Raw genomic sequence first — 16,204 nt, forward strand, 5'->3', positions numbered from 1 at the left:
GGCGAACCGAGCCCTCAAAAAGGGGGGTCCGCATGGCGGACGGGGGATACGCAGGCATACGTGTTGTATCTATGCTGTGCGCATCATGAGTCCCACCGATACGGCCACCAAGCCGCCGCCCGCCGCCGAACGCGTCTACACCCATGTCAAACAAGCCGTCCTGGAGCGCCGCTACGAGGGCGGCACGCTGCTGAGCGAGGGCGAGCTGGCCGAGGCCGTCGGGGTCTCCCGTACGCCGGTCCGCGAGGCCCTGCTGCGGCTGGAGGCCGAGGGGCTGCTGAAGCTCTACCCCAAGAAGGGCGCGCTGGTACTGCCCGTCTCCGCCCAGGAGATCGCGGACGTGGTGGAGACCCGGCTGCTGGTCGAGCAGCACGCGGTCGCCAAGGCGGTGCCCGCCGGGCCGCAGCTGCTGGGGCGGCTGGAGGAGCTGCTGGAGGAGCAGAAGGGGCACGCGGCCGCCGGTGACCTGGCCGCGTTCGCCGTCGCCGACCGCTGCTTCCACGCGGAGATCGTCCGGGCGGCGGGGAACGCGATCCTGGCCCACCTGTACGACCAGCTGCGCGACCGGCAGCTGCGGATGGGCGTGGCCACCATGCACGCGGAGCCCGACCGGATCGCCAAGAACATCGCCGAGCACACCGAGATCCTGGACGCCCTGCGCGCCGGGGACGCGCGCTCGGCGGCCGGATTCGTCCAGCGCCACATCAGCTGGGTGAACACGCTCGCCCGGGGGGACGTGCGATGACCACGGCACGATTGCCCGGGGACCCGCCCGGCGGACGGCGTGCGATCGCCATCTGGGGCCTCGGGGTCGCCGTCTACTTCGTCGCCATCGTCTACCGCACCAGCCTGGGCGTGGCCGGGATCGACGCCGCCGAGCGCTTCCACATCAACGCCTCGGCGCTGTCCACCTTCTCCGTGCTCCAGGTGCTCGTCTACGCGGGCATGCAGATACCGGTCGGGCTGATGGTGGACCGGCTCGGCACCCGTAAGGTGCTCGCGCTCGGGATCGTGCTGTTCACCATCGGGCAGCTCGGCTTCGCGCTCTCCCACACGTACACGATGGCGCTGGCCTCCCGGGCGGTGCTCGGCTGCGGTGACGCGATGACGTTCATCAGCGTGCTGCGGCTCGGCTCCCGCTGGTTCCCGGCCCGCCGGGTGCCGCTGGTCGGGCAGTTCGCCGGGCTGATCGGAATGGCGGGCAACCTGGTCTCGACGCTGGTGATCGCCCAGATCCTGCACAGCGTCGGCTGGACCCCGACCTTCGCGGGCAGCGCGGTCGGCGGGGTGGTCATCCTCGTCCTGGTGCTGCTCTTCCTCAAGGACCACCCGGAGGGGCACGAGCCGCCGCCCGTCGACCGCACGGACAAGGGCTTCGTACGCCAGCAGATCGTGGCCGCCTGGCGCGAGCCCGGCACCCGGCTGGGCATGTGGACGCACTTCACCACCCAGTTCCCCGCCATGGCCTTCCTGCTGCTGTGGGGGATGCCGTTCCTGGTGGAGGCGCAGGGGCTGTCCCGGGCGACCGCCGGTGAGCTGCTGACGGTGGTGGTGGTGTCCAACATCGCCATCGGCCTGGTCTACGGGCAGATCATCGCCCGCCACCACGCCGCCCGCACCCCGCTGGCCCTCGGCACGGTCGGCGCCACCGCGCTGGTGTGGGGCACCGCGCTGTTCTGGCCGGGCGACCACGCGCCGCTGTGGATGCTGGCCGTCATGTGCGTGGTGCTCGGCGCGTGCGGTCCCGCGTCGATGATCGGCTTCGACTTCGCCCGCCCCGCCAACCCGCCCGAGCGGACCGGGACCGCCTCGGGAATCGTCAACATGGGCGGATTCACGGCCTCGATGAGTACTTTGCTCGCCGTCGGCGTACTCCTGGACATGACCGGTCAGGACTTCCGCATCGCCTTCGCGGTGGTGTTCGTGCTCCAGGCGCTGGGCGTCTCCCAGATGCTGCGGCTGCGCGGCCGCGCGCACCGCAGGGAGCGCGAGCGCGTGGTCGCGAGCCGCGTCGAGGCGGTGCACGTACCGGCGTGAAGGCCGCTCAGGTGGTCACGGGGTGATGGCGAAGTGGGCCAGGATGGCGTCGGCCAGCTGCTGGTCCCCCTCGACCTTCACCCGCTCGGCGACCGCCTCGGGGCGCACCCGGCCGCAGGCGAGCCGTACGTACGTCTCCCAGTCCAGGGAGAGCGTGAGGCTCGGGCCCAGCGACACACTGCCGTCGATCGTGGCCCGGCCCTCCGCGTCGACCCGCACGGTGCGCATGAACTCCATCGGGCCGTGCACGTCGAAGACCACCGCCGACTGCGGCGCGGCGCCCGCGTCCTTGGCGACCACCCTCGGCAGCGCGGACAGCAGCACGTCCCGGGAGAGGTACGCGCCCGGCGAGTCCAGGTTGCCGGGCTGGTTCAGCGCCCGCCGCAGATCCTGCTCGTGCACCCACACATCGAAGGCGCGGCGGGTCAGCGCCTCCTCCAGGGTCAGCTCGCCGCCGCCGGGCCAGCGCACCATGGTGTCCGGCGCGCGCTTCTCGTTGCGCAGCTGGCGGGCCCGCCGGATGACGGTGTACTCCAGTTCGGAGGTCATCTCGGGGGCGGTGTGGCAGCGCCGCACATCGACCTGGACTTCCATGTAACGCGACATCTCGCCGGTGATGTGGAACAGATCGCGCGGCAGCGTGTGGATCGGACGCGGATCGCCGAGCAGCTCGCAGTCGAGGCCGATCACGTGCGAGACGAGGTCCCGCACCGACCATCCCGGGCATTCGGTGGCGCGGTTCCATTCGCTCTCCGCGAGCGGATTCACCAACTCCGATATGGCGTCGATGGAATGCGTCCAGGCGTCGATCGAGGTCTGAAGGCTGGGATGGACGGTCACGGGACCCCTCGGGCGGTTGGTACGCGGGCTGGGTGCGGGTGTGTGGCTTCAAGTTACGCTGCCCACGCGCGCGAGGGCAGTGCTTCGAGTCCGATCGTAGGCCCGGAAAGCGTGCCCGCCGAGCCCTCTTCGCCCCCGATGGCGCACGGCTGACAGGATGGCAAGCGGAATGTCCGTTCATCAGTTCCCGATGCCCAGCCATCGGGACGTCGGGGAGCTTTGTGTCCAACCAGAACCCCTACAGCCAGCCGCCCGGCCCGCAGCAGTCGCCGTACGGCTACCCGCAGCAGGGCCAGCAGCCCGGTCCGCAGCAGCCGCCGTACGGCTACCCGCAGCAGGGCCAGCAGCCGTACGGCTACCCGGCCGCGCCGGGTATGCACCAGGTCGACCCCAACGCTCCCTTCGGCTATGACCGGTACGGCCGCCCCTACTCCGACAAGTCCAAGATCGCCGCCGGGCTGCTCCAGCTCTTCCTGGGCTTTCTCGGGGTCGGCCGGTTCTACACCGGCCACGTCGGCATCGCCTTCATCCAGCTCTTCACCTGTGGCGGCGCCGGCATCTGGGCCCTCATCGACGCGATCATGATGCTCGCCAGCGACAACTTCACGGACAAGCGGGGGCGTCCGTTGCGTGCCTGAGCGGCGTCCCGTCCACCCCGCCGCCGCCCCGCTCGCCGCGCTGGCGGCGGGGGCGGCCGGAGTGGTCTACCTGTGGGGCACGAACCCGCACGCGTCCGGCCAGCCGCTGCCCCGCTGCCCCTTCAACTGGGCTACGGGGCTGCTCTGCCCCGCCTGCGGGGGCACGCGCATGGCGTACGACCTGCTGCACGGGGACCTCGCGGCCGCCTTCCACGACAACGCCGCGCTGCTGGTGCTCGGGTTGCCGGTGGCGGCGTACCTCGGCACCCGCTGGCTGGCGGAGGGACTGCGGGGCCGCCGCTGGGAGCCCCGGCTGGGGCGGGGCGGCATCGCCGCCGTGCTCGCCACCGCCGTGGCCTGGACGCTCGCCCGCAATCTGACGGGCTGAGCGGGACGTATCGGCGGCCTGAGCAGGACGCGGGGCGGGGAGCGCGCCGGGCCCTGGCACCCTTGGTGTCATGAGCACCCATGGCCCCGTTCCGCCCCGCCCCCGCGTCCGCGCCCCCGAGCTGACCGGCCTCGGCGGCTGGCTCAACACCGGCGGGAAAGACCTCGGCCTCGCGGAGCTGCGAGGCCGCATCGTCATCCTCGACTTCTGGACGTTCTGCTGTGTGAACTGCCTGCACGTCCTGGACGAGCTGCGCGAGCTGGAGGAGAAGCACCGCGACACCGTCGTGATCGTCGGGGTGCACTCGCCGAAGTTCGTCCACGAGGCCGAGCACCAAGCCGTCGTCGACGCCGTCGAGCGCTACGAGGTGCACCACCCGGTCCTGGACGACCCGGAGCTGACCGCCTGGAAGCAGTACGCGGTCCGCGCCTGGCCCACCCTCGTCGTCATCGACCCCGAGGGGTACGTCGTCGCCCAGCACGCGGGCGAGGGCCACGCCCACGCCATCGAGACGCTGGTGGGGCAGCTGGAGACCGAGCACGAGGCCAAGGGCACGCTGCGGCGCGGCGACGGCCCGTATGTGGCGCCCGAGCCGGTCCCCACCGAGCTGCGCTTCCCCGGCAAGGCGCTGCTGCTGCCCGGCGGCACCTTCCTGGTCTCCGACACCACCCGCCACCAGCTGGTCGAGCTGGCGGCGGACGGCGAGACCGTGCTGCGGCGCATCGGCGCGGGCGAGCGCGGCTTCGCCGACGGCCCGGCGGACCGGGCCCGGTTCAGCGAGCCGCAGGGGCTCGCCGCGCTGCCCGACGGCACGGTGGCGGTCGCCGACACCGTGAACCACGCGCTGCGCCGCCTCGACCCCGCGACGGGTGACGTCTCCACGCTCGCCGGGACCGGCCGCCAGTGGTGGCAGGGCTCGCCCGCCGAGGGACCGGCCCGCGAGATCGACCTGTCCTCCCCCTGGGACCTGGCCTGGTTCGCCGACCGGCTGTGGATCGCCATGGCGGGCGTGCACCAGCTGTGGACGTACGACCCGCGGGCGGGGACCGTCGCGGCCACCGCCGGGACCACCAACGAGGGGCTGGTCGACGGGGACGCGGACCAGGCGTGGTTCTCCCAGCCGTCCGGGCTCGCCGCGACGGACGACCGGCTGTGGATCGCCGACTCCGAAAGCTCCGCGGTGCGCTGGGTCGAGCGGGACGGCGACGGCTTCGCGGTCCGCACCGCCGTCGGCACCGGGCTCTTCGACTTCGGCCACCGGGACGGCGCCGCCGACCAGGCCCTGCTGCAGCACCCGCTGGGCGTCACCGCGCTGCCCGACGGCTCGGTCGCCGTCGCCGACACGTACAACCACGCGCTGCGCCGCTACGACCCGGCCACCGGCGAGGTCTCCACGCTCGCCACGGATCTGCGCGAGCCGTCCGACGCGGTCCTGGTCGACCAGGACATCGTGGTGGTGGAGTCCGCCCGGCACCGGCTGACCCGGCTGCGGCTGCCCGAGGAGGCCGTACGGGTCGAGGCGGTGGCCCACCGCACCCAGCGCGCGGCGACCGACATCGCGCCGGGCACGCTCCGGCTGGACGTGGTCTTCCAGGCGCCCGCGGGCCAGAAGCTCGACACCCGCTACGGCCCCTCCACCCGGCTGCTGGTCAGCTCCACCCCGCCCGGGCTGCTCGCGGACGGCGAGGGCGCGGGCACGGACCTGCGCCGGGAACTGGTGCTGGCCGAGGGGGTGACCGAGGGCGTGCTGCACGTCTCGGCGATGGCCGCGTCCTGCGACGACGACCCAGCGAACGAGTACCCGGCGTGCCATGTGCACCAGCAGGACTGGGGCGTTCCGGTCCGGGTCACCGAGGGCGGCGCGGCGCGGCTGCCGCTGGTGCTGGCCGGGCTGGACGAGGAGGAGTCCGGCTAGTCGGGGCAGTTGGGGAGCTTCGTGTACTGCACCTGGTCATGATCGATCCGGATGGCCGGGATCCACATCCGCCGGTCGTCTCGTAAGACGCGGAACCACATGCTGCTGTGCCCGCCCGCCTCGTCGGTGACGGTGACGCCGTTGGCGATGCGGCAGTCGGCGCGCAGCACGTCGCCGTGGTAGGCCCGGCCGGTGATGTTGGCGGGGCGGTAGGCCATGTACGGATCCTCCGCCAGGCCCAGCGAGCAGCTGCGGACGTGCTCGCCCCGGCAGCTCTTCTCGGCGTTGAAGACGGTGATCCGGGTGTTGCCCAGGGTCGCCCGGGGCTTGTCGGTGTCGGATGAGTCCGACGCCCGGAGGGCGAGAACGGCGACCGTGGTCCCGGCCAGGACGGCGACCGTGCCCGCCGCCGCGAGCGCGAGCCGCAGCCGCCGCCGGGGCGGCCGGGCCCCGGCATCGGAGGGTGTGCCGTCCGGGGGCGGGCTGTCCGGCGGCGGGTCTTCCGGAGGCGCGTCGGCGGCCTCGTTGGCCCGGTGGAGCAGCTTCACCAGATCGGGCAGCCGGTCCTCGGCGGTGAAGGAGAGCTTGCCCCACTGGACCAGGAGCCGTTCGTCGGGGAGGCTTTGACCGCGCAGATAGCGGGACAGGGAGGACCGGCTGGCGGGCAGGCGCCCCTCCAGCTCCTTGAGGCTCAGGCCCAGTTCGCCGTGCATGTGGCGCAGTGCGGTCACGAATTCCCGTACCGGGCCGGAGAGTTCCTCGGGAAGCGGGGCGAGCGGCTTTCGTCGTGGGTTCTCGGAATGATGCGGATGCGCTGGCACGCTCCCCATTGGAGCATGTGGATCATGAACATGACGAGCGACACGTCCACACCCCCGAGGTGGACGTGCCGCTCGTTACCGGAACCGGATCGCTGGCGGACCGGGCCGTGAATTACCGCATCAGTCCGTGAACTTCAGCGGCCGGTAGGGCTTGTACTCGCTGCCCGGCTCCAGGCCATAGGTGCGGGTCGTGTGGTCCGTACCAAAGTCGCCGCGCTGCTCGTACGAGGTGTACGAGGTGTGGGCGTCGTTGTTCCACTTCTCGAACATCACCACGTGGCGGGTGTTGCTGTTCCCGGCGGCGTCGATCAGCAGATCGCCGGGCTTGAGGTCGTTCACCGCGATCGGCTTGGTGATGCCGGAGCCGGTGAGGCCGACCGTGTTGGTGCCGGGGGTCTTCAGGCCCAGCGCCATGGAGACGTAGCCCGAGCAGTCCTGGCGGTAGCCGTCCTTCCAGATCTTGGCCTGGCTGTACGGGACCCGGCCGCCGCCGTTGGCCGTGAGCCAGGTGGAGGCGCGCTGCAGCGCCTCGGCGCGGGTGCCGCCGGGCTGGGGCGGCTTCGGCGGCTGCTGACCGCCGTTCTGCACGGGGACCCCGGGCAGCGAGTCCTCGGGGATGTCCACCGCGAGGACGCTCAGGAAGCCGGTGACCGGCCCGGTGATGTGCGCCATGTACGTCGAGCAGGTGCTGCCCTCGCACGCCTTCTTGCCGGTGTCGACCTGGTAGTCGGCGGTGATGCGGTCCTGCCCCGCCTGATCCTTGTTGATCATGCCGACGGACGGGCTGCTGGTGTCGGCGGTCTCGTGGACGACCCAGCGCGTGCCCCAGGTGGGGAAGTCGGCGGCGGCCGCCGCCTTGGTGCCGAACTCCCCGCTGGTCGTCTTCAGCTTGAGGGCGCTCCCGCCCTTCGCGGCCCCCGTGTCGCGGCTCATGGCGTTCTTGTCGGCCACCCGGGCGCTGCCCGCCTTCGCCGCCTTCGCGTCATGGCCTCCGCTGCCCCCGTCGCCCGAGCAGCCCACGAGTCCGGTGGCGCCGATGCCCGCTGCGGCGATCGTGGGGAGGACCTTGCGCCAGATGGTCCGGCGCCGGGCGGTTGTGGTGGAGTGCGTCATGTGTGAATCCCCCTGTGCGGTCGAGGCCGCCGGGCCGTTCCCCCTGCGGCGACGGGAACCACTTTCGGCTGCGGGGCGGGGGAGTTCGGGGGAGCTTTCGTCCCATGGGACGTCCCATTCCGTCACACCCCTTCGACCTGCGGGGACACGGCCGGGGACGGCCCGGTGCGGGACATCGGCGGCGGCGCCACGGGACATGACGGGACAGCGGACGGCCCCCGCCGGGGCGGGGGCCGTCGGGGACACGTAGCCGGGGGGAGTCGGCTACGGGTCCGGCTGGGGAAATCTCGGGTGCCGGTTACCAGGTGAGCGCGTCGGAGGCGCTGTTCTGCCAGTAGGTCACCTGGGCGGTGTTGTCGACGTACACCGAGCCGCCGGGCAGGTCCAGGGTGGTCTCGGCGTCGAGGCCCTCCAGGGACACCCCGAGCTGGGACATGTCGGCGCCGCCCGCGTCCGGGTCGTCACCGCGCGAGGTGGTGATGCCCGCGTAGGCGGACTCGCCGGGGGCCAGCGTGATGACGGACTGCGGCGTGGTCTCCCCGGCGGCCGGGGTGGCGGCCTGCGCGTCGTCGAAGCGGAGGATCGGGAAGCTGGGGACCTCGCAGTCCACTCCGGCCCGGTTGGTGAACTTCAGCAGCAGGTGGTTGATGGGCCGCTTGACGGAGTCGACGGTCACCATGGCCTTGTTGACGTCGCAGGTGCCGATCTCCCGCTCGCCGTCCGACGCGGCGCCGCCCCCGTTCTGCTGGGCCGCGCCGCCGTTCTGCTGGGAGGCCTTCCCGGCCTGCTCGGCGGTGTCCTTCGCCCCGCCGGTGCCGCCCGTGCCGTTCCCGCCGGTGCCGCCGCTCTCCGTACCGCCGGTGCCGCTCTCGCCCCGCGCCCCGGCGTCGGCGCCGCCCTGGTCCGCCGGGGCGGTGACCGAGGAGTCGGCCTTGCCCGAGCTCTTGGCGCCCGTGCCGTCGTTGTCGCCGCAGGCGGTGAGGGTCAGGCCCGCGGCGACGACCGTGAGACCGGCGGCGACGGAGCGGATGGTGCGGGCGTGGCGGGCGAGGAAGGCGGCGTGCGACATGGTGGGTTCCCCCGGGGGTGAGGTTCGGCTGCTGTCCCGTGCTTTCCGGTACGACAACCACTCTGTCCGGGGCCGCTGGCGTTCGGCTGCCGCGCGGCTGCCGAACGCTAACGCCTCACTAACGCCCCGCCGTTAGGCCGGACCGGCCCCCTCGACGGGGCCCTCGCCGGGGCCCTCGCCGGGCCTCCCGGCGCCACGGCCGCCATCGCCCTGGGCGAAGAGTTTCACCAGGTCACTCATGACGTAGCGGTTGGTGGCCTCCTCGTCCAGCAGATGCATCTCGGCAAGCCGCTCCAGGGAGTCCTGGATCAGGTCGGGGTCCGCCCCGGACAGCGCGGCCGCCTCAGCGGTGTTGACCTCCCGGGCGAAACCGGCCCCGAGGGCCCGCAGCAGCTGGGCGTCGTCCGCCGAGAGCCGGGCCACCGAGTTGCGCAGCGCGGCCGCCACCCCGGCGTCCTCCGCCGACAGCAGGGCCAGCCGCCGCCGCTCGTCGCGCAGCGCCGTGGCCAGCCGGGCCAGCCGCCACCGGGGCCGGGCCACCAGCTGGGCGGAGGCGGCGCGCAGCGCGAGCGGCAGCCCGTCGCACAGCGTCACCAGCTCCTGCGCGGCGGCCGGGTCCTCGGCGACCCGGTCCGGGCCGAGCAGCGCGCCGATCAGGGCCACCCCGTGCTCGGGGCCGAGCGCGTGCAGCCGCACCGGGCGGGCGGCGTCGGTGGCGATCAGTCCGTCCAGCCGGGACCGGCTGGTGACCAGCGTGGCGCAGTGCTGCCCGCCGGGCAGCAGTGGCCGCACCTGGGCCGAACTGCTCGCGTTGTCCAGCACCACCAGCAGCCGCCGCTGGGCCACCAGCGAGCGGTAGAGCGCCCCGGCGGCCTGCTCCGAGGGCGGTATCTGGTCGGCCGGGGTGCCCATGGCGAGCAGGAACTCGCGCAGCACGGCGGCCGGTTCGGCCTCCTCGCCGCCGCTGAAGCCGCGCAGATCGGCGAAGAGCCGCCCGTCGGGGAAGGCGGTGGCGTACGCGTGGCCCCAGTGCACGGCCAGGCCCGTCTTGCCGACCCCGGCGGGCCCGGTGACGAGGGTGATGCAGCCCTCGGCGGGGAGCCCGGTGGGGGCGCCGCCGTACGGGTGGTCCTGCCCGGCGCCGGGCAGGACCAGCCGGGTCAGCTCGGCCAGCTCCGCGTCCCGGCCCAGGAACCCGGCGGGAGGCCGGGGCAGCAGCTCCGGCGCGGGGCCGGAGGCCGCCGAGGGTGCGGCGGGTTGTCCGGCCGGGGCGGCCGGGGCCTCGGCGGCGACGCGCGGGTCACGCGCGGCGTGCGGCTCGCGCGGGGCGCGCGGCTCGGGCGGCGGTTCCGCCACGGGCGCCGCCCGCAGGATCTCCTGGTACGCGGCGTTCAGCCGCTCCCCCGGGTCGACGCCCAGGTCGTCGGCGAGCATCTCGCGGGTGCGGTGGAACCAGGCGATCGCGTCGGACTGCCGCCCGGTGCGGTACAGCACCAGCATCAGGTCCGCGATCAGCCCCTCGCGCAGCGGGTTGCCGAGCGCCGCCGGGTGCAGCGCGCCCGCCGCCTTCTCGTACTCGCCGAGCGCCCCGTGCGCCCGCGCGAGGGCTTCCACGGCGGTCAGCCGCCGCTCCTCCAGGGCGTGCGCGGCGGCCGCGAACGGCGGGCTGGCCACCGTCCCGGTGAGCGCCGGGCCGCGCCACAGCCCGAGCGCCTGCCGCAGCATCGGCACGGCCTCGGCCGGGGCCGACTCGGGGTCCGCCCGGGCCACCAGGTCGTCGAAGCGCACGGTGTCCACCAGCGAGGCGGGCAGCCGGAGCAGATAGGCGGAGCTGTGGGTGGTCAGTTCGACGCCGTGTTCCCCGGCGCCGCCCTCGGCGAGCGCCGCGCGCAGCCGGGAGACATGGCCCTGGATGACGGTACGGGCGTGGGCGGGCGGCTCGTCTTCCCACAGACCGGCCACCAACTGCTCGACCGAGACGGTCGAGTTGGGACGCAGAAGCAGCATCGCGAGCACGCTGCGGCGCTTGGCCGGTCCCAGCGGAAGCTCGACGGGGGCCGCCGCGGGGCCTGTGGTCACGGTCACCGGGCCCAGCAGGGAGAAGTCCAACTCAGCCCTCCAGAAAGGCGGTGAGTGCCTTGGCCAGCAGTCGCGGGTCCTGTGCGCCGCACAGTTCGCGCGCGGAGTGCATGGACAGGATCGCGACGCCGATGTCGACGGTGGTGATGCCGTGCCGGGCGGCGGTGATCGGGCCGATGGTGGTCCCGCACGGCATCGCGTTGTGCGAGACGAAGCTCTGCCAGGGCACGCCAGCGCGCTCGCACGCGCCGACGAAGACGGCCCGCCCGGAGCCGTCGGTGGCGTACCGCTGGTTGACGTTGACCTTGAGGATGGGTCCTCCGTTGGGGCGCGGGTGGTGGCCCGGCTCATGGCGTTCGGCGTAGTTGGGGTGGACGGCGTGGCCGGTGTCCGAGGACAGGCAGACGGTGCCCGCGAAGGCCCGGGCCCGGTCCTCGTAGCCGCCGCCGCGCGCGTAGACGGACCGTTCCAGCACGTTGCCGAGCAGCGGGCCGTCGGCGCCGGTGTCGGACTGGCTGCCGTTCTCCTCGTGGTCGAAGGCGGCGAGCACCGGGATGTACGGCAGCTCCGGGCGGGCCGCGACGGCGGTGAGCGCGGCCGTCCCGGCGTGCACGGACAGCAGGTTGTCCATCCGGGGCCCGGCGACCAGCTCGCGGTCCCGGCCGAGGTAGGCGGGCGGCTCGACGCTGTGGACCATCAGGTCCCAGCCCGTCACGTCCTCGGCCGCCACCCCGGTCTCCTCGGCGACGAACCGGATGAGGTCGCCCTCCTCGGCGCTGCCCAGCCCCCATACGGGTGTCATATGGCGCTGCTTGTCGAGCTTGAGGCCGTCGACGTTGACGGAACGGTCGAGATGCACGGCGAGTTGCGGAACGCGCAGCAAGGGTCTGTCCACGGTGACGAGATGGCTGGAACCGTCCCGGAGGGTGATCCGCCCGGAGAGCCCGAGATCGCGGTCGAGCCAGGTGTTGAGGAGGGCGCCGCCGTAGATCTCGACGGCGATCTGCCGCCAGCCGTGGGCCCCGGTGTCCGGGATCGGCTTGACGCGCAGATTGGGAGAGTCGGTATGAGCGCCCACAATCCGGTACGGAGTGGACGGGCTCGCGTCCTCCGGTACGTACCAGGCGACGATCGCGCCGCCCCGCAGGACATACCGCCCGCCCGCCGCGCCGTCCCAGGCCGCCGTCTCCTCGACCTGCCGGAACCCCGCCTTCTCCAGGCGCTCGGCCGTGTTCGCCACCGCGTGGTACGGCGAGGGGCTGGCGCGGAGGAAGGACATCAGGTCATCCGTATGGCCGCGGTCGATGCCGGGGTGTGCGCTCATGACATCAGCATAGATTCGGGACCGCCTTGCCTGCCGTGCTGCCGTGTTCGGGGCGGGATCGTCCGGGCGCCCATCCGTGGGGTCCCGTTGATCCAATCTGATGAAAGCACGTCAGACCGGCGGTATAAAAGTCGCGTATCGGCCGATAGTCCCCTTAACCGCTCACCATCGCACTCAAGGGGACAGCGGATGCGCGTTCTTCGACACCTCCTCGTCATCCTGGGGTCGCTGCTGCTGCTCTGCGGCGCGGGCCCGGCCGTGGCGCACACCGCCGGGCTCGTCCCCGCCGGACAGCTGCCCGCCCCGGCTCCGGCGCCCACGCCCTCACCCGACGCCGCCGAGACGGAGGACGGGGCGGAATCCGGCGCCAAGGGCCACCCGCCCTGTCCGACGACGGACCGCACCGGGGGGACCAACTCCGCACCCACGCAGCCCTTCCAGCGTTACTACCAGGGCGACTGGCGGCTCGGCCCCGCCGAACTGCCGCGCACGGGCGCGATCGCGAAGATGCTGAAGGGCTACGAGCGGCTGGACGGCCTGTCGGCCCCGGCCTTCCTGAAGTGCTACTGGAACGAGCAGACCGGCGGCTGGTGGTATCCGTACCCGGACGGCTGGGTGCTGCTGAACGGCGTACCGCTGAAGACCACCATCACGCTGAAGGCGGGTCAGAAGGTCGACCTCTTCGGCAGCGGCTTCGGCCACTTCCTCGCCCCGGCGGGCACCCCGTACGCGGAGCGGGCGCTGCCGCCGAGCAACCTCAACACCTATGACCCCGCCTACCCGAACGGCTATCACCTCTACGAGGTCACCAAGCCTTTCCTGGTGGATGCCGGGCCCATCAGACCCTGGTTCGGCCAGCCGGGTTACGGGCTGCAATATCTGACGGGACCGTCGATTCCTCAGCTCGTTGCCGCGGGTAACCTGCGGCCGCTGAACTGACCGCGCATCCTGGTGCCGTGGACAGAACGGAACTCGTCCGGGTGCTGCGCGCCGAGCAGGTCCCGGACGCTTTGTACGACATTCCCGGCGTGCGGGACATCGAAGTCCAGCCGGACGCCTACTACTTCCTGCGGCCAGCGCCGGACGGCGGCTGGGTGACCGGGCTGTGGGAGCGCTCGGTGGACAAGGACGTCAGCCGCTTCGCCACCGAGGACGAGGCGTGCCAGGACCTGCTGGCCAAGCTGCGGGCCCGGCCGCGTCCGCCCGGCGCGGGACAGGAGACGGTCGAAGAACTGCTGGCGCAGAACGAGGAGCTGCGGCGGCAGGCGCGTGAGGAGGTGGAGCGGGCCCTGCGGGAGCACCCGCCCGACCAGGAGACCTGACCCCAGGCGCCCAGAGAGGCGGGAGCCGGTCGCCCTCGGTGAAGGAGAGGGCGACCGACTCCCGGGCTTGTGGAGGCGAGACCTAGAACGCGGCCTCGTCCAGGTCCATCAGCTCCTTGGTGACGGACTCGGCCAGCGCGCGCTGCACCGAGACGCCCGGCAGGATCTCGTGGGCGAAGAACTTCGCCGCCGCGATCTTGCCCTGGTAGAACGCCACGTCCTTGCTGGCGGCCCCGCCCAGCTTCTCCGCGGCGACGGCCGCGCCGCGCAGCAGGAGGTAGCCGAGCACCACGTCGCCGGAGGCGAGCAGCAGCCGGGTGGCGTTGAGGCCGACCTTGTAGATGGAGCTGACGTCCTGCTCGGTGGCCGAGAGGTCGGTGAGCATGGCGCCCACGATGCCCTCCAGGTCGACCGCGGCCTGGGCGAGCCGGTCGCGGGCCGGAGCCAGCTCCTCGCCGCCCGCGGCCTCCGCCAGGAACTTCTTGATCTCCTCGGAGAGGACGGTCAGCGCCTGGCCCTGGTCCCGGACGATCTTGCGGAAGAAGAAGTCCTGGCCCTGGATGGCGGTGGTGCCCTCGTAGAGGGTGTCGATCTTGGCGTCCCGGATGTACTGCTCCAGCGGGTACTCCTGGAGGTAGCCGGAGCCGCCGATGGTCTGCAGGGACTGCGCCAGCTGCTCGTACGCCTTCTCCGAGCCGTAGCCCTTGACGATCGGCAGCAGCAGGTCGTTGAGGCGGGATTCGGCCGAGGCGTCCTCGCCCGCGGCCTCCTTGACCATGATCTCGTCCTGCACGGAGGCGGTGTAGAGGGTGAGCGAGCGCAGGCCCTCCGCGTACGCCTTCTGCGTCATGAGCGAGCGGCGCACGTCCGGGTGGTGGGTGATGGTGACGCGCGGGGCGGTCTTGTCGGTGAAGGCCGCCAGGTCCGGGCCCTGGACGCGCTCCTTGGCGTACTCCAGCGCGTTGAGGTAGCCGGTCGAGAGGGTGGCCATGGCCTTCGTGCCGACCATCATCCGGGCGAACTCGATGATCTTGAACATCTGGCGGATGCCGTCGTGCTTCTCGCCCAGCAGCCAGCCCCTGGCCGGGCGGTCGGCGCCGAAGGTCAGCTCGCAGGTGTTGGAGACGCGCAGACCCATCTTGTGCTCGACGTTGGTCGCGTAGACGCCGTTGCGCTCGCCCAGCTCGCCGCTGTCCCAGTCGAAGTCGTACTTGGGGACGACGAACAGGGACAGCCCCTTGGTGCCGGGTCCGGCGCCCTCGGGGCGGGCCAGCACGAAGTGGATGATGTTGTCGGAGACGTCGTGCTCACCGGAGGTGATGAACCGCTTCACCCCGTCGATGTGCCAGGTGCCGTCCTCCTGCTGGACGGCCTTGGCGCGGCCCGCGCCCACGTCCGAACCCGCGTCGGGCTCGGTCAGCACCATGGTGGAGCCCCACTGCTTGTCCACCATCAGCTGCGCGATCTTCAGCTGCTCCTCGGTGCCCTCGTCGTACAGCACCCCGGCGAAGGCCGGACCGGATGCGTACATCCAGATCGGGGTGTTGGCGCCGAGGATCGATTCGGCCGAGGCCCACAGCAGGGAGCGCGGGCAGGAGGTGCCGCCGAGGGCCTCCGGGACCCCGAGCCGCCACCACTCGGCGTCCATGTACGCCCGGTAGCTCTTCTTGAACGACTCGGGCAGCGGCGCCGTGTTCGTCTTCGGGTCGAAGACCGGCGGGTTGCGGTCCGAGTCGGCGTAGGAGGCGGCCAGCTCGTTCTCGGAGAGCCGGGATATCTCGGCGAGCACGCTCTTGGCGGTCTCGATGTCCATCTCCGCGAACGGGCCGGTGCCGTACAGCTTGTCGCGTCCGAGCACCTCGAAGAGGTTGAACTCGATGTCGCGGAGATTCGACTTGTAGTGCCCCATGGCGACGGCTCCGTAAGGACTCGGGGAGAGGCGGGACCTCTTCGTGGCGCGGTATCGATCAGCACTCCGGTGCGGTCAATCCGGTGTCGCCATGATGCTACCCGTGGGTAATAAAGGGCAACCCTCAAGCGGCCAACTGTGACTCAGTACGCTTCAGTCCATGTACGGCTACGACCAGAACGCGAGCGCAGGGCAGGGTTACGCCGCCCCGCCACCTCCGCCGCAACAGCAGCCGCATGCGTCACACCACTCACAGCCGGGACCCGGCTACGGTGGGCAGCCGCTGTACCCCGAGCCCTCGCCGCCGTCCCTCGCGGACGCGGTGCGCGCCTTCACCACGGGCTCCATGGCGGCGGAGGACTTCCAGCAGATCTTCGCGGCCTCCAAGGTGTACTGCCCGCGCGGTGACAACCCCGGTTTCCTCGCGCTGCACAACACCCAGCAGCCGGTGATCCCGATGTTCACCTCGCTCAAGGAGCTGCGGCGGTACGCGGGCAAGGAGTCCAAGTACTTCGTGATCACCGGTGCCGAGGTGATCGACCTGCTGCCGACCGGCTACGGCTTCGTCCTCGACATGGAGGGTGAGCACCGCATGGTCTTCGATGCCAAGGCGGTGGAGCAGATGGTCGACTTCGCGATGCGCCGCATGTATGGCTAGACGCCATCGCTTCGCGGCCGGCTGACCTGCACGGCTCTCGGGCGCACCGCATGCCCCTCGTGTCCCGCTAGAGCCGGAATAGGGCCCCTCT

15 protein-coding genes are annotated in these 16,204 nt (G+C 72.1%); 8 read left to right on the plus strand and 7 right to left on the minus strand.

Annotated elements, in window-relative coordinates:
• The first annotated feature begins 85 nt into the window (after window positions 1–85).
• On the plus strand, window positions 86–745 hold the full coding sequence (locus ACFV9T_RS29630; RefSeq protein ID WP_385445501.1) for a GntR family transcriptional regulator: 660 nt from the start codon (window positions 86–88) through the stop codon (window positions 743–745).
• Window positions 742–2,037, plus strand: coding sequence for a nitrate/nitrite transporter (locus ACFV9T_RS29635; RefSeq protein WP_385445502.1), 1,296 nt, complete (start codon window positions 742–744; stop codon window positions 2,035–2,037). Before ACFV9T_RS29630 ends, ACFV9T_RS29635 begins: the two co-directional genes overlap by 4 nt.
• 15 nt (window positions 2,038–2,052) lie before the next feature.
• Here ACFV9T_RS29635 and ACFV9T_RS29640 read toward each other — a convergent pair whose 3' ends face one another.
• Complete coding sequence (locus ACFV9T_RS29640; protein ID WP_385445503.1) at window positions 2,053–2,877, minus strand: maleylpyruvate isomerase family mycothiol-dependent enzyme; 825 nt, start codon at window positions 2,875–2,877, stop codon at window positions 2,053–2,055.
• Between the two features lie 221 nt (window positions 2,878–3,098).
• Here ACFV9T_RS29640 and ACFV9T_RS29645 point away from each other — a divergent pair, with 221 nt between their 5' ends.
• The 3 genes from ACFV9T_RS29645 (at window position 3,099) to ACFV9T_RS29655 (ending at window position 5,818) form a co-directional block, all read left to right on the plus strand.
• Complete coding sequence (locus ACFV9T_RS29645; RefSeq protein ID WP_385445504.1) at window positions 3,099–3,515, plus strand: TM2 domain-containing protein; 417 nt, start codon at window positions 3,099–3,101, stop codon at window positions 3,513–3,515.
• Window positions 3,508–3,903 carry a DUF2752 domain-containing protein gene (locus tag ACFV9T_RS29650; RefSeq protein WP_385445505.1) on the plus strand — a complete coding sequence of 132 codons (396 nt, stop codon included), beginning with the start codon at window positions 3,508–3,510 and terminating at the stop codon, window positions 3,901–3,903. The genes ACFV9T_RS29645 and ACFV9T_RS29650 overlap by 8 nt, the downstream gene beginning before the upstream one ends.
• A 70-nt stretch (window positions 3,904–3,973) precedes the next feature.
• On the plus strand, window positions 3,974–5,818 hold the full coding sequence (locus ACFV9T_RS29655) for an NHL domain-containing thioredoxin family protein (protein WP_385445506.1): 1,845 nt from the start codon (window positions 3,974–3,976) through the stop codon (window positions 5,816–5,818).
• Here the strand turns inward: ACFV9T_RS29655 and ACFV9T_RS29660 are convergent.
• From ACFV9T_RS29660 to ACFV9T_RS29680, 5 genes are all read right to left on the minus strand, one after another.
• Entirely contained in the window at window positions 5,815–6,648 is an 834-nt protein-coding gene (locus tag ACFV9T_RS29660) for an XRE family transcriptional regulator (RefSeq protein ID WP_385445507.1), read from the minus strand. The two genes, ACFV9T_RS29655 and ACFV9T_RS29660, sit on opposite strands and share 4 nt — an antisense overlap.
• Before the next feature lie 111 nt (window positions 6,649–6,759).
• Window positions 6,760–7,752 (minus strand): hypothetical protein, encoded by a 993-nt coding sequence (locus tag ACFV9T_RS29665; protein ID WP_385445508.1) that lies wholly within the window; start codon window positions 7,750–7,752, stop codon window positions 6,760–6,762.
• Between the two features lie 298 nt (window positions 7,753–8,050).
• Window positions 8,051–8,821 carry a DUF4232 domain-containing protein gene (locus ACFV9T_RS29670; protein ID WP_385445509.1) on the minus strand — a complete coding sequence of 257 codons (771 nt, stop codon included), beginning with the start codon at window positions 8,819–8,821 and terminating at the stop codon, window positions 8,051–8,053.
• Window positions 8,822–8,953: 132 nt separating this feature from the next.
• A complete protein-coding gene (locus ACFV9T_RS29675; RefSeq protein ID WP_385445510.1) occupies window positions 8,954–10,930 on the minus strand; it encodes a BTAD domain-containing putative transcriptional regulator in 1,977 nt (658 codons plus the stop codon).
• Window position 10,931: 1 nt separating this feature from the next.
• Window positions 10,932–12,224: a M18 family aminopeptidase gene (locus ACFV9T_RS29680; protein ID WP_385445511.1), complete on the minus strand. Its 1,293-nt coding sequence runs from the start codon at window positions 12,222–12,224 to the stop codon at window positions 10,932–10,934.
• 189 nt (window positions 12,225–12,413) lie between these two features.
• Between ACFV9T_RS29680 and ACFV9T_RS29685 the strand changes: the two genes are divergently transcribed.
• Window positions 12,414–13,163 carry a TNT domain-containing protein gene (locus ACFV9T_RS29685; RefSeq protein ID WP_385445512.1) on the plus strand — a complete coding sequence of 250 codons (750 nt, stop codon included), beginning with the start codon at window positions 12,414–12,416 and terminating at the stop codon, window positions 13,161–13,163.
• A 17-nt stretch (window positions 13,164–13,180) separates the two neighbouring features.
• Entirely contained in the window at window positions 13,181–13,546 is a 366-nt protein-coding gene (locus ACFV9T_RS29690; RefSeq protein ID WP_385445513.1) for a hypothetical protein, read from the plus strand.
• 82 nt (window positions 13,547–13,628) lie between these two features.
• Here the strand turns inward: ACFV9T_RS29690 and ACFV9T_RS29695 are convergent, their stop codons facing one another.
• Window positions 13,629–15,455, minus strand: coding sequence for an acyl-CoA dehydrogenase (locus ACFV9T_RS29695; RefSeq protein WP_385445514.1), 1,827 nt, complete (start codon window positions 15,453–15,455; stop codon window positions 13,629–13,631).
• Between the two features lie 160 nt (window positions 15,456–15,615).
• On the opposite strand from ACFV9T_RS29695, the gene ACFV9T_RS29700 reads away from it, so the two are divergent.
• Window positions 15,616–16,113 carry an SseB family protein gene (locus ACFV9T_RS29700; RefSeq protein WP_009716404.1) on the plus strand — a complete coding sequence of 166 codons (498 nt, stop codon included), beginning with the start codon at window positions 15,616–15,618 and terminating at the stop codon, window positions 16,111–16,113.
• Window positions 16,114–16,204 lie beyond the last annotated feature (91 nt).

This window comes from Streptomyces sp. NPDC059850, from assembly GCF_042731515.1.
In the GTDB taxonomy this organism is placed as follows: domain Bacteria; phylum Actinomycetota; class Actinomycetes; order Streptomycetales; family Streptomycetaceae; genus Streptomyces.

Bases quoted from the DNA above. Each gene is read 5' to 3' on its own strand.
- ACFV9T_RS29635 (WP_385445502.1), top strand. From the start codon at position 742: ATGACCACGGCACGATTGCCCGGGGACCCGCCCGGCGGACGGCGTGCG.
- ACFV9T_RS29695 (WP_385445514.1), bottom strand. From the start codon at position 15,455: ATGGGGCACTACAAGTCGAATCTCCGCGACATCGAGTTCAACCTCTTC.
- ACFV9T_RS29655 (WP_385445506.1), top strand. From the start codon at position 3,974: ATGAGCACCCATGGCCCCGTTCCGCCCCGCCCCCGCGTCCGCGCCCCC.
- ACFV9T_RS29660 (WP_385445507.1), bottom strand. From the start codon at position 6,648: ATGGGGAGCGTGCCAGCGCATCCGCATCATTCCGAGAACCCACGACGA.
- ACFV9T_RS29700 (WP_009716404.1), top strand. From the start codon at position 15,616: ATGTACGGCTACGACCAGAACGCGAGCGCAGGGCAGGGTTACGCCGCC.
- ACFV9T_RS29630 (WP_385445501.1), top strand. From the start codon at position 86: ATGAGTCCCACCGATACGGCCACCAAGCCGCCGCCCGCCGCCGAACGC.
- ACFV9T_RS29670 (WP_385445509.1), bottom strand. From the start codon at position 8,821: ATGTCGCACGCCGCCTTCCTCGCCCGCCACGCCCGCACCATCCGCTCC.
- ACFV9T_RS29665 (WP_385445508.1), bottom strand. From the start codon at position 7,752: ATGACGCACTCCACCACAACCGCCCGGCGCCGGACCATCTGGCGCAAG.
- ACFV9T_RS29685 (WP_385445512.1), top strand. From the start codon at position 12,414: ATGCGCGTTCTTCGACACCTCCTCGTCATCCTGGGGTCGCTGCTGCTG.
- ACFV9T_RS29680 (WP_385445511.1), bottom strand. From the start codon at position 12,224: ATGAGCGCACACCCCGGCATCGACCGCGGCCATACGGATGACCTGATG.